Origin of the sequence: Anaerotruncus sp. 80 (assembly GCF_009936115.1) — a bacterium.
GTDB lineage: Bacteria > Bacillota > Clostridia > Peptostreptococcales > Anaerovoracaceae > Senimuribacter > Senimuribacter intestinalis.
In genome coordinates this window covers 1-13,242 of the sequence record NZ_QWES01000020.1, presented here as the reverse complement: position 1 = coordinate 13,242, position 13,242 = coordinate 1, and the positions used below count along the sequence as shown (strand labels likewise).

Below are 13,242 nucleotides of genomic sequence, written 5' to 3'. Positions count from 1 at the left end.
GGAGCTGCACAACACAACTCAACTTAAGCAATCATGTTGTGTCATTGCAGCCCTTAAAAATCAAGTTTTAGAGGTATTTTTGTATCCTTTTTCATAAAATGCCCTCAAGGAGGAGTCCACCATGAAACCAATGGAACTATGGAACACATACATGTACCTGCGCAAGTCCAGGAAAGACGAGCAGCACCTCGATGAACCCATCGAAGTGACTCTTGCCCGGCACCACGATACCCTGAACCGGCTGGCAAAGGCGAAAAGCCTGAACGTTGTCAAGGTCTATAAAGAAGTGCAGACCGGCGACAGCATCGCAGTAAGACCCATGATGCTGGAACTACTTGCCGACATCGAAGAAGGACTTGTCGATGCGGTTCTTGTCATGGACATCGACAGACTTGGTCGCGGTGACCTGCAGGATCAGGGCTACATACTGAATCTCTTCAAGAGGAAACATGTTCGCATCATCACGCCTGACAAAACCTATGACCTTTCCGATGAGACAGACGAAGACATGTTCGACTTCAAGGCATTTTTCGCCCGAAAAGAGCTTGTCACCATCAAGCGCCGTTTTGCCCGCGGAAAACAGGCAAGTCTCAACGCCGGCAATTATATTGGCACTAATGCCCCGTTCGGGTACCGCAAGGAAAACAAAACCCTTTGCATTGTGGAAGAGGAAGCCAAAATCATAAAGCTGATGTTTGACCTCTACGTAAACAAAGGCTACGGCGATACCCGTATCGCCCGGTACCTAAAAGACCACGGCATAAAAAACCATAATGGAGCAGACTGGCAGCGCACCACCATTCGCAGGATTCTCAACAACCCTATTTACATCGGAAAAGTCGCATGGAATAAGCGGGATTTCACCTATAAAGACGGGCGCCGCGTTGGCAGCACACTGAAATCCATCGAAGACTGGAATATTTACGAAGGTAAACACGAGGGCATCATCGATGAAGAAACATTCTGGAAGGCGCAGGACCTTGCCAAAGAGCGCATCGTACCGCACATCTATTCTCGGAACCTGAGCAATCCCCTTTCCTATCTTATCAAGTGCAGCGCCTGCGGTCGCACCATGAGTCAGCGCTCCTCCACCAAGAAAAAGCCTACCCTGCGTTGTTCTCAAAGCTGTGGAGGCGTAATGTCCACTTACATAGATATCGTCGAAGAGCGGCTCATTTCGCAGGTCAGAGACATACTCGAAGGGCTGCAGTGGAAGTACCGCGACATTGACCCGGCAGCTGAACTGGAAGAAGAGATTGACCTTACCTCGCAGGTCATCGAAAACGCCAGGAAAGAAATTAAAAAGCTGATGGAAAAGCGCCAGCGTCAGTATGACTTACTGGAAGAAGGAACTTACACCTCCGAGGATTTTCTGCAGCGTGGAAAAGTAATCGCTGCTGCCACGGAAAAAGAGTACGCTCTCATCAGTGAAGCAGAGGAAAAAATAAAGATACTGGAAGAGAAAAAACTACATTCCGAAAGCACACTGCCAAGAATCACCTCCGCAATAGAATTTATCGACCACGTTTATGAAAATCTGGATCCGCAGCACAAAAATGAGTTCTTATGTGGTCTCATCGACCACGTTGTGTACGATAAGCCAAAAGGCTCTAATCCGCTAGATTTCAAGCTTGAGATACATCTCAAGTTATAAAAAATACCCTTGGTGGTAAACCAGAGCGCATATAGGTATGCGCGCTGTCGCAACAGTGATTATGAATCGCGCTACAATAGATTACGGTGAGTTTGCCCGCGTTAGCAATGGCGGCGACATTCGCGCCATCATTTTACAGCAGGGGCAGTTTGTATGTCTGCGCGAGTCTATAGGCGGCACTTACAACAGGCAAAATATTTATAATATGACCCCGACACAAGAGCATTATGATATTGTAGACTGGGCAATGGGCGGCGGCAGGCTGCCCGGTGTGGATGGTTCTCTATTCTTTCACAACCCTTACAGCCCAACCTGTCCCACCTATTTCCCTACAAATGTGGGCGTGATTCATAACCGAATCGGTGATCACTGTTTTTATCTTCCAACTTCCTATTATGCCAATACTTAATGACAACCGAATCAAAAATCGACATTCCTATGTTATAAAAATTTAAAGCGAGGTAATTTATATGGCAACATTATGTAATGCAAAAAGCGGATGCGGTAACGTGTCCCTGCAGCCAAAACCAATAGATAACCATGATATCAATTTTGTTCCCGCACCAATTATTACTTACCCTCAAATGACAAATTGCACCAATCACCCATACACACCGCAGCAAATGCCCGGCACTTCAAATTCTCCTACCTTTCCTGGGATTGTCGCTTCAACCGTGCCAATGCCAGGTACACAAGCAGTAAATCAGAGTGGTGCAGAAACGCAGGCACCTTCCATTATTCCTGCTGCCGAAGGACCCTTCGAAACCATTCCAGGTCAGCCGGATCCTCCGGCGCTTTTCACAAATGCTAACGCAGATGCTGGAAGAGTTACTTCGTCTTCCGCAACGGGCAGCACGCAAACACCAAGCAGCAGTAGTGTTCCTCCAAGTATTCTTCCTGAAGCCCCGCAGTTTCAAGTACCTAATAATCCCCTCCTTCCGCCAGGCTATCAGGAGACAATCGATTATGAAAATCTTCAGTACTTAAACGGTTTTCTCAGAACACAGATTGGAAAGTATATGCGTGTTGAGCAGCTGGTAGGTTCCAGCAACGTTGAAGACCGATACGGTTACCTTATCGGCGTCGGCGTCAACTACATTCTGCTGCAGGAAATCGGCACAGGTAACGTCAGTGCAATCGACTACTATAATATTAAATATGTCTATATTTATTACGCAACCCCTCAACTGCCTTATTTCAGATAAATAACTCTGTACCCCGCAGATGGAAAGTTCCAAAAGACTTTCCATCTGCTTTTTTCATTAAAATATGCGAGGATAAAACCAGCAGAATCTGTCTAATTTTCCTCAAACTTGTACATGAAATTTTTAGCAAGAATATTGCATTTTTCTTCCATAAGGGGTATAATTTTTATGAAAAAAATCAATTAAGAATATGAAAGGACACAATAATGAGAAAATCAAAATTAATCAGTCTCACTCTGGCACTGGCTTTGGTTTTATCCACAGTATTTGCCGGAACAGAGAGCGTATTTGCGGATACTGTAACGCTTCCTGAAGGAAACATTACATTACAGGGAGCTCCTTTCCAGGATGCCGCTAAGTTCAAAGCTGCAGACGACACAACAGAGTTAACTCCGGTTGTTGCACAGAATTTAAACACTGTTGCAGACAAAGACCTGAATATGTATACCACCACGGAATATACAAGTCAGGCAATTTATTATGCGGTAGAAATTCCAAAAGCAGGAAACTTTATCTTTGATATTTTATCTGTCGGCGATACTAATGTCTATCTGTACGAAGACCTTAATGACTCATATATCGACGCACGCCGCATTGCTGCTGCTGAGACAACAGACGACGTTCAGACTTTCTCCGTGCAGGTAAAGAAAGCTGGTACTTACTACTTAGTATTCGAGGCTGCTTACGGTAGTGCACAGAGCGCTTTCACTGTAACTTATGCACCAACAAAAACAACCACCAGCAGTTCTACACTAAAATCCAACAAAGACTTCTATGCCTCCGTATCAGGAAGCGGTTATCGCTACTATAAAGTTACTACCGTAGGAAATAGAAAATTAACAATTTCTTTCCCTTGGGGCGATGGAACCAATTCAAAATATAAAGTGAAAATCATGGATTCCAAAAAGAAAAAGACCCTGAGTGGCGTTACAACTGTAAGCTCCTCTATCGATTATACTACTTTTGGCGCTGTTCCAAAGGGAACCTACTATGTAGCTGTTTCTACCGCTACTGATTCTTGCTACAGCATTAAGGTAAAACAGACAAAGGTGACCGAAAACAGCGGAAGCAGCAAATCAAAAGCAAAAAGCATTTCTAAAGGCGGAAAGAAAAAAGGTCTGGTTACCGCAACCCAGTCTAAGACTTCTGCTGACTGGTACAAGATTAAAGTCAACAGCAATCAGGCAGTAAACTTAGATGTTTATACAGAAACCGGCGGTTCTGGCGGAATCAAGATTACCGTTTACAGCGGTTCCAAGTCTATGGGATCTTCCGAGTTTTATAACGGAAGCAGTCCAGATTCCTATTCAGGCAGATTAGAGCTTTATACTACAATCAATGGCGTTCATATGGGATATCTGCAAAAAGGAACCTACTACATCAAGGTTACCAAATACGGTTCTGGTAATGGTTATTACGAAATTCAGTGGAAATAATCCTAAATTAAAAAACAGTATGCCAAAAGGGCTCCAAGTGGAGCCCTTTTCTAATAGGTAATGTTTAGTTTCCGCAGTTGCAGAAAATGATTACTAACAGTAAGAAGAAGAACAATAAGCTAGTATCGATTCCACCTTCGTTGTTGAATAATCCACAATTGTTTGACATAATATTTCACCTGCTTCTTTCATAGATTTTACTTTACAGTATGATGAAACCGGTGTATTTGTTCCTGTCTATGTCAAAGATTTTTTCTCTTTTCTATCGCTTCACATCGCCGCCAGACAGGATATCGTCATAAACAGCGCGGCTACCGCCGATAAATTTTGGACGGGTTCTAGCGCATACCACATGCGCCTCTCCGATTTTCTTTACAGAAATGCGAACTGGCACCGCCACACGCGCGAGCTGCATACCGATTAACGTATCTCCAATATCCATACCTGCGTCCGCTTTGATTTCCTCCACAGCTACAGGATTCTTTGCGTTTTCATAAACTGCCATAGCAAAGGAGCCGCCTGCATGGGTCTGTGGTACTACATTAGCAATCTCTGTACCGGGAAGAAGAGCTTCCCTCTCCACAATAACAGCACGATTCAGGTGTTCACAGCACTGTGCCGCCAGAAAGATTCCTCTTTCCGCCAGAATCGGATAAACGCCGTCATAGACCGCTTTCGCCGCATTGAAGTCCGAACCCTTCCCAATCCGCTCTCCCTTAATTTCACTAGAAGAGCAGCCAATAATAAAGATATCGCCTTTCTGCAGCTTTGCAGCTTCTAAAAGTTCCTTCACCGCACTTGCTGCCTGCTCTCTGATTTCTTCATAAGACATTTATATCACTTCCTTAAATGAATTTGCATGTTCACATGTCGCTTCTGTTATACATTCCAGCTGGCAAGATACTTTTCCTGCTCTTCTGTCAGTGTATCAATTTCAATATCCCAAGCTGCAAGCTTTCTTCTTGCAACAACATCGTCAATTTCAGTGCTGACATCGACAACACCTTTTCCCAGCTCACTGTAATGCTCCTTGATGTACATGGCAGAAAGGGCTTGCACTGCAAAACTCATATCCATGATTTCTGCAGGGTGTCCGTCAGCTGCCGCAATGTTGACCAGACGACCTTCCCCAATAACATTGACCCATTTTCCATTTGGGAGCCTGTATCCCATAATATTCTTACGGGTTTCCTTCTTCTCTAACGCTGCTGCTTCAAGGCCTTTCATATCTACTTCGCAGTCAAAATGACCTGCATTAGTCAAAATGGCTCTGTCTTTCATGGTGAGCATATGATCCACAGTAATCGTCTTGCAGCAGCCTGTCGCCGATACAAAGATATCGCCGTAAGGCGCCGCCTTTTCCATAGTCATCACGTCAAAACCATCCATCTTGGCTTCAATGGCTTTTACAGGATTTACTTCCGTAACGATCACCTTTGCGCCCAGAGCATTTGCGCGCATTGCAATGCCTCTACTGCACCAGCCGTAGCCGACTACTACCACAGTCTTTGCTGCTACAATCAGGTTGGTGTTTCTCATGATACTGTCCCAAACGGACTGTCCAGTACCGTAACGATTATCAAACAAATGCTTGCAGTCTGCGTCGTTTACTGCAACCATAGGGAATTTCAAAATACCTTCTTTTTCCATAGCCTTTAAGCGAATGACGCCGGTAGTCGTTTCCTCACAGCCGCCCCAGACTTCTTCTGCTAAATCAGGACGCTTTGTATGCAACATGCCGACTAAATCACCGCCATCATCGATGATAATGTTTGCCTTGTGTTCAAGGCACATTTCAATATGTTTGTCATATTCTTCCGGTGTTGCACCGTGGTATGCAAATACCTTCATGCCGCTGTCTGCAAGGGCTGCTGCCACGTCATCCTGCGTAGAAAGCACATTGCTGCCTGTTACAGACATTTCCGCGCCGCCTGCCGCCAAAACCTTGCAAAGGTATGCAGTCTTCGCCTCCAAATGCACAGAAAGAGAAATTTTGATTCCCTCAAAAGGCTTCGTTTTTGAAAACTCCTCTTCCATTCCGCGAAGAAGCGGCATATTGTTTCTGACCCATTCTATTTTCTGATGCCCCGAGGGCGCCAGTGAAATATCTCTGATATCGTAATTCTCCATGATTCTGATTCCTTTTCTTATATGTATTTATACTGCTTCCAGCGGCGAAGCAAAGCTGTACGCAATACAGACATGTCCCATCAGTGTTTCCGCCGGCTCTCCGTCCACAGTGAAGCGCACTCTGCTCACCTCTTCAAATGAGCCTGTCAAAGTGGCTACAATCTGTGCAATTAAAAGCCTTTCCTCCAGCTCCGTTCCAACCAGATTCCGACTGGAAAAATCAACAGTGACTTCGCCTTCTACTTCCTTAATGTAGTTTATCTTGTACTGATTCTTAAAAGCTGTACCCGCCTGCATATCTGCAGAAATTTTCTTTTCCTGCAGGCACTTCAGCGCTTTTCCGTAAAGCTCCGTTCTACCGCCGCTTGAAACTTCATCAGTTCGTTCCAGTAAGATTTCCTCTATGCTACCTGTTTGCAGCGCATTCATATTCAGCAGCACAACCTTTACTCTTACTTTGTTTCCAAATCCGGTACATGCCATAAATAATGAGATGATTGCAAGAATCACCAGTAATTTAAAATAAATATGCTTCATCGGTGATTCCTTTATTCTACAGTAACACTCTTTGCCAAATTTCTCGGCTTATCAATATCCTCACCTTTTTCCCTTGCCACATAGTAAGCAAACAGCTGTAGTGGAATCACAGACAGAAGCGGTGAAACTTCGTCAGCACAAGGTGGAATGTAAATAACTTCATTACTCTGCTTTTCAATCTGCGCCTTGCCCTCTTTTGCAATAGAAACCACATGTGCAAGCCGCGCTTTTACCTCTACAATGTTGGAAAACATCTTCTCAAACAGCGCATCCTGTGTTGCCAATGCAATAACAATGGTCTCAGGCTCCATCAACGCAATAGTTCCATGTTTCAGCTCCCCTGCCGCAATAGCAAAGGAATTGATATATGAAATTTCTTTCAGCTTCAGAGATCCCTCATACGCTACCGCTGAATCCATACCTCTTCCAATAAAGAATACCTGCGTTCTATTATAAAGTACCTTGGCAAGCTTTTCTATCTCTGCAGATTTTTCGATAATCCGCTCCACCTTTTCCGGTGCTGCCATAAGTTCAGCCAGCATTGCCTGATAGTATTCTTCCGTAATAGTTCCCTTCAAGTCCCCCATATAAAGGGCAATGAGATACATGCAGACCATCTGGGTGGTGTATGCTTTAGTAGACGCCACTGCGATTTCCGGCCCTGCCCAAGTGTAGAATACATCGTCGGATTCTCTTGCTACCGAGCTTCCCACTACGTTAACTACGGATAAAATCCTGGCACCTTTGCTCTTGGCTTCACGCAGCGCTGCCAGCGTATCCAGAGTCTCTCCCGACTGGCTGATTGCAATAAACAAAGTATTCTCATCCACAAATGGATCTCTATATCTAAATTCCGATGCAACATCTACCTCTACCGGAATTCTTGCCATCTTCTCTATGGCGTACTTGCCCACAAGACCAGCATGATATGCTGTTCCACAGGCAACAATATAAATCTTGTTAAATTTCTTCAGGTCTTCCAGCGTCAAAGAAATACCGTCTAACTTCACTCTGCCGTTTTCACCAAGACGCCTGGTTAAAGTTTCTCTGATCGCTTTCGGCTGCTCATGAATTTCTTTTAGCATAAAGTGCTCATATCCGTCTTTTTCAGCATCCTCAAGGCTCCAAGTCACTTGCAGCACATCTCTCTTAACTGGCTTTTTGTCCTGATTCAAAATCTGAATCTGCTCCGGTGTGCAGATTACCATCTCGTTATTTTCAATCAGATATATTTTATTCAAATATTTTAACAGCGCCGGAATATCTGAAGCGATGAAGTTACAGCCTTTTCCCAGACCTGCAATCAGCGGCGCATCTTTTCTGTATGCCACGATTTTGCCCGGTTCATCCTTTGACATCGCTACGATGGCATAGGCTCCCCTCATCATCTTTACCGCCTCAAAGACGGCATCCTCCAGGGTTGTCTTCTTTAGAACACCCAAAAGATGTGCAATAACTTCTGAATCCGTCTCAGTCCGAAAAGTAATGCCGTGCTCCTTGGTGAGCCACTCCTTTAATTCCACATAGTTTTCTACGATTCCATTATGCACAATGGCGATAGAACTATCGCCATTTATATGCGGATGTGCATTGGCGTCAGATGGAGCGCCATGGGTTGCCCACCTTGTATGTCCGATTCCCGTTGTTCCATAAAGGTTTTCACCGGCAATATCTTTTTCCAGATTAGCAATCTTGCCCTCTTTCTTTCTGACGATTAGTTCACCGCCACTGTGCAGGGCAATTCCCGCAGAGTCATATCCTCTATATTCTAACTTTTTAAGTCCATCAATGATAATATCCCTGGCGTTATCAGCCCCGACATATCCTACAATTCCACACATAAGTTATACCTCTCTTATCTCTCAATTCCTTTTTTCTAACTGAATTTCCTGCTAATTAAATCTGCCAGTTCTGTTGCCAGCTGATGAATCCTCTCTATATCACTGCCCTCAATCATCACGCGAACCAGCGGTTCTGTGCCGGATGGTCTGATGAGAACTCGACCACTTCCTTCCATCTCTTTTTCAATAGCAGAAATAGCCTGCTGCACCTCTTTATCGGTTAGATAGGCTTTTTTATTTTCATTGCTTACCCTCGCATTTTCAAGAACCTGTGGGAAAATTTCAATCTCAGCGGAAAGCTCCGAAGGCTTTTTTCCTGACGAGGCTACCGCCTTCACAAACTGAAGAGAGGAAAGGGTTCCATCCCCCGTCGTGGTGTGATTCAGGAAAATAATATGACCGGACTGTTCTCCACCCAGAATGCAGCCAGTTTCCTGCATAGATTCCAGCACGTATCTATCACCTACACCAGTCACTTCTACCTCTGCACCCACAACATCCTTGATATATTTATGGAAGCCGATATTGCTCATTACCGTTGCAGTGACCTTATTCTCAGCAAGCTGACCTGCTTCCTTTAGCATTTTAGCACAAATGCAGATGGTCTTGTCTCCGTCAATGACCATACCCTTTTCGTCTACAACGATAAGTCTGTCTGCATCTCCATCATAAGCAAGACCAATATCAGCATGCTCTGATACCACTGCCTGCTGCAATTTTTCAGGATGAGTTGAGCCAATTTTATCGTTGATGTTAAGACCGTCAGGCTCGCACCCGATAGTAATTACCTCTGCACCCAGGGCACGATAAACTGCTGGTGCTGTTTTAAATGCTGCACCATTGGCACAATCCAACACCACTTTCATGCCTTCCAGTCTGATATCGATGGTTGACAGAAGAAACTTGCAATAAAGCTCCGCCGCATCATCATCTGCATCCAGACATCTTCCCAACTCATCACCAGTTTTATGGCTATTAGTGTCGATTCCTCTGATAATAATATCTTCTATTTTTTCTTCTATGGCATCGTCCAGTTTAAAACCCTCGCTGTTAAAAAATTTAATTCCGTTATATTCAAAAGGGTTATGTGAAGCAGAGATGACAATCCCAGCGTCCGCATGATAATGTTTTACCAGATATGCAACTGCCGGCGTAGGAATTACGCCAACTTTAATCACATTTCCGCCGACAGCCAAAATACCAGCAGTCAAAGCATTTTCCAGCATATCACCGGAAATTCTTGTATCTTTACCGATTACAATAACTGGTCTTTTGCTTTCTTTGCGCAGAACATGAGCGCCTGCTTTTCCCAAATTAAACGCCAGCTCCGGCGTCAGTTCTGAATTGGCGATGCCTCTGACACCGTCTGTTCCAAATAATCTTCCCATAAATAGCCTCTATTCCTTTTGCTCAATTTCAACGTGTACTTTTTTCGGAGTCACTTCAATTTTAGTACAATCTTTTTGACATACGACTTCCAGACTCACCTGATGACTACCTTCTTGTTTATCCTTCAGTTCCACTTGCAGTATAATATCTTCCTTTTCTATAGCTGCAAGTTGTTCCTCTTTACCTGTCAGAACAACAACCAGACGATCAATTCCCGAAATTTCCGCCTGTAAATCCGCTGCCAAATTCTGCATATCAATTTCATCGCTGTTAAAAGTAAACGTCCTAGTGCTAAGGGCTTCCACCTTAATCTCTGCAATCATAGATTCTGCTGACCTTCCGGAAACCTGTACATCTGCAGGAAGTACTGGCACAATCTTCACCGTAGTATCCTCTGTAACATCGGTCAAATCAATAGCCTCAGCAGTAACAAATTCAATGGATTCAAGGACGCTGCTTTTTCCCTTAATAGTAATAGTCTTCGGAGCAGAAACGGATTTTTCCAATGTGCCGTCGGATAGATCCACAACTGGCACCTTTAGCGGTACGGTCTTCGCCATTCCAAGCTCCGCTGTCACCTGTACAGACCCTGCAGAAAGTTTGACTCTCTCTATCATTTCGCCTCTTTTATCTACAGGTTCCAATTTGCAGGCAATGGTCTTCAACCTATCTGTTACTTCTCCTTCTTTTACCAAGGCACTAGCATGATCTACCTGTTCTACCAGTGACTGTGCACCAGTTACCGTAACCTTGCTGCGGCTCAATTCTACTGTAATCGGTTCCTGATCCGTACTGAAAACTCCCTCATACTGCGGCAGAATGTCAATTTCCTTTGAGACTTTGTTTTCAACTGTAACAGTGACTTTATTTAAACTTTTATCTTCAATTTCCACATTATCCGGCACTCTGATATTGACCCGTAACTGATTCTCACCTTTCGCTGCCTCCTCTAAGCTGACAGAAGCAGTAATATCACCAGGGCGCAGTCTGCTTACGTTGGCTCTGGTGCCCGTCACCGTCACGTTCAAAGTCTCAGCGCTGATGTCTAAAATTGCCAGCTCGTTTTCATCCAGCGATTCTTCCCCCAGAAACTGAATTGGGACATCCCTGTAAGTCTTGGTGTCGGTCGGGTTGGTTTCCCCAATAACATATGCCCAAATTCCAATCGCTATGAGCACAGAGAGGACGATATTGAACTTTTTGTTATCTAGCATCTTTCTTCCTCCCCAGTTTGCCTATAATCTTTTTCAGCTTGTCGCCGCGATCTCCTTCCTTGTTTAAATATAAATTTAAAAGAGTTTTTTCAACAGTCTTAGTATCTAAAAATCTCGTCAGCTTTCCATCCACTGCCATAGAAATAACGCCCGTTTCCTCACTCACAATGATGGAAATGGCATCAGAATGTTCGGTAATTCCAATACCAGCTCTATGTCTGGTTCCCAGACTTTTATTTAAATTTTTATTTTCTGTCAAAGGCAGAACACATCCTGCAGCATAAATCCTGTCTGCACGGATAATGACAGCTCCATCATGGAGCGGCGCACCCTCATAAAATATATTGCCCAAAAGCTGTGCAGAAATATCCGCATTGACTTCAGTTCCGGTCTCTGCGATATCTACAAGAGCTGTTTCTCTTTCCAAAATAATGAGCGCACCAGTCTTTGTCGCAGAAAAAGAGTTCACTGCCTTGACGAATTCGTCGGTAATATCCTTTGCCTTTTCTTTGTCCAACTGACCGAAAGGCGCTTTCACAATCTTACTTCTGCCTACATACTCAAGGCCCCTGCGCAATTCAGGCTGAAATACTACAACCAGAGCAATAATACCCATGGTCAGTGTCCCCCTTAAAATCCAATTAAGCGCATACAAGTCCAGCACATCTGAAAGGAAAAAAGCGGCAATTAATACAAGCAGTCCTTTCACCAGCTGCTGCGCTCTGGTATCTCTGATAAAACTAATGACTTTGTAGACGATAAAGGCCACGATGAGAATGTCCAAAATATCGTTAATTCCAATACTGGAAATGATGTTGTTGAAAAAATTTTCCATATGCCTTCCCCTTATATATAGCTTATATAATTCTACCGTATCTAACTAAAAAATTCAAGGGAATTGGCACAAAAACCATGGTAAACTCATGAAATCTTAACAAAGTTTTCTATTCAAAAAGGACCGCCCAAACGGACAGTCCTAAAACATTTCCTTTATTAGTAAGTTGTCTCCAGCACACCATAGTTTCCATCTTTTCTGATGTAGACCACATTGACGCTGTCTGTTTCCATATCAAGGAAGACGAAGAAATTATGCTGCAGCATTTCCATCTCCAAAATTGCTTCCTCCACTGACATCGGCGAGAGCTCAAACTTCTTGGTTTTCACAACCTTTACTTCTTCCACTTCTTCCGGAAGTTCTGGCAGACTCTCAAATCTTACGGATTTGTTGTCGTTATAACGCTTCTGCAGCTTGCCTTTAAATCTTGCCATCTGGCTGGACAGCTTATCTACAACCTTATCAATTGCCTCATAGATATCATCCGAAACGTCTTCGCTTCTGAATACTGCCCCTTTGGCGTTGATAGTTGCCTCTATCTTGTCCTTGCCTCTCTCCTGAGATAATACCACTTTTACAGTAATGTCATCGGAGAAATATTTCCCAAGCTTATCAAATTTCCTCTCCAGTGTGTCCTGTAAATGCTTGTAAGTGTTAAAATTCTTACCTGTGATGTTTACCTTCATGTGATGACCTCCTTAGCCACTCCTCTGAGTCCGGCCTTTCAGCAGAAACGCCGAAAGCAAAGGTGATTTTCTTTAAAACCATTATAACATACTTTTCTGAAAAATCATATATCTTTTTTGTGCCAAGTCCGACTTTTTTCCTGAAATTATTCCTATGTCGATGAGGCTACCTATGCAGCTGCCGCCGCTGTCCCTTTTTCTACGCTTCGCTATGCTTTCCACCCTTCGGGCGAAAAGCATAGAAAAACGGCAACGTTCGCTTTGCTCTCTCCTCCGTTCTCTTCGTTCACTTCGCTGTCCCTTTTTCTACGCTTC

At 44.0% G+C, this 13,242-nt stretch carries 12 protein-coding genes; 4 read left to right on the top strand and 8 right to left on the bottom strand.

The window, feature by feature from the left end:
* Positions 1–121: 121 nt before the first annotated feature.
* The 4 genes from D1155_RS10820 to D1155_RS10805 all read left to right on the top strand — a co-directional run bounded on the left by D1155_RS10820 (position 122) and on the right by D1155_RS10805 (position 4,295).
* Entirely contained in the window at positions 122–1,654 is a 1,533-nt protein-coding gene (locus D1155_RS10820; protein ID WP_160202424.1) for a recombinase family protein, read from the top strand.
* A gap of 61 nt (positions 1,655–1,715) precedes the next feature.
* A complete protein-coding gene (locus D1155_RS10815; RefSeq protein ID WP_161880237.1) occupies positions 1,716–2,063 on the top strand; it encodes a cell wall hydrolase in 348 nt (115 codons plus the stop codon).
* Positions 2,064–2,124: 61 nt separating this feature from the next.
* The gene (locus tag D1155_RS10810) at positions 2,125–2,859 is read left to right on the top strand and encodes a hypothetical protein (RefSeq protein ID WP_160202422.1); all 735 of its coding nucleotides are present in this window, start codon (positions 2,125–2,127) and stop codon (positions 2,857–2,859) included.
* A 206-nt stretch (positions 2,860–3,065) separates the two neighbouring features.
* A complete protein-coding gene (locus tag D1155_RS10805) occupies positions 3,066–4,295 on the top strand; it encodes a hypothetical protein (protein ID WP_160202421.1) in 1,230 nt (409 codons plus the stop codon).
* Between the two features lie 262 nt (positions 4,296–4,557).
* On the opposite strand, the gene D1155_RS10800 is transcribed toward D1155_RS10805, so the two are convergent.
* The 8 genes from D1155_RS10800 to raiA all read right to left on the bottom strand — a co-directional run bounded on the left by D1155_RS10800 (position 4,558) and on the right by raiA (position 12,927).
* A complete protein-coding gene (locus tag D1155_RS10800; protein WP_160202420.1) occupies positions 4,558–5,127 on the bottom strand; it encodes a TIGR01440 family protein in 570 nt (189 codons plus the stop codon).
* Between the two features lie 47 nt (positions 5,128–5,174).
* A complete protein-coding gene (locus D1155_RS10795; protein WP_160202419.1) occupies positions 5,175–6,425 on the bottom strand; it encodes an adenosylhomocysteinase in 1,251 nt (416 codons plus the stop codon).
* 27 nt (positions 6,426–6,452) lie between these two features.
* Entirely contained in the window at positions 6,453–6,962 is a 510-nt protein-coding gene (locus D1155_RS10790; RefSeq protein ID WP_160202418.1) for a GerMN domain-containing protein, read from the bottom strand.
* Between the two features lie 11 nt (positions 6,963–6,973).
* Positions 6,974–8,803 (bottom strand): glutamine--fructose-6-phosphate transaminase (isomerizing), encoded by a 1,830-nt coding sequence (gene glmS / locus D1155_RS10785; RefSeq protein WP_160202417.1) that lies wholly within the window; start codon positions 8,801–8,803, stop codon positions 6,974–6,976.
* Between the two features lie 35 nt (positions 8,804–8,838).
* Entirely contained in the window at positions 8,839–10,191 is a 1,353-nt protein-coding gene (gene glmM / locus D1155_RS10780) for a phosphoglucosamine mutase (protein WP_160202416.1), read from the bottom strand.
* A gap of 9 nt (positions 10,192–10,200) precedes the next feature.
* Complete coding sequence (locus D1155_RS10775; protein WP_160202415.1) at positions 10,201–11,406, bottom strand: CdaR family protein; 1,206 nt, start codon at positions 11,404–11,406, stop codon at positions 10,201–10,203.
* Entirely contained in the window at positions 11,396–12,241 is an 846-nt protein-coding gene (gene cdaA, locus D1155_RS10770) for a diadenylate cyclase CdaA (protein WP_160202414.1), read from the bottom strand. The genes D1155_RS10775 and cdaA overlap by 11 nt, the downstream gene beginning before the upstream one ends.
* A gap of 158 nt (positions 12,242–12,399) precedes the next feature.
* Positions 12,400–12,927, bottom strand: coding sequence for a ribosome-associated translation inhibitor RaiA (gene raiA, locus D1155_RS10765; protein ID WP_160202413.1), 528 nt, complete (start codon positions 12,925–12,927; stop codon positions 12,400–12,402).
* Positions 12,928–13,242: the final 315 nt, after the last annotated feature.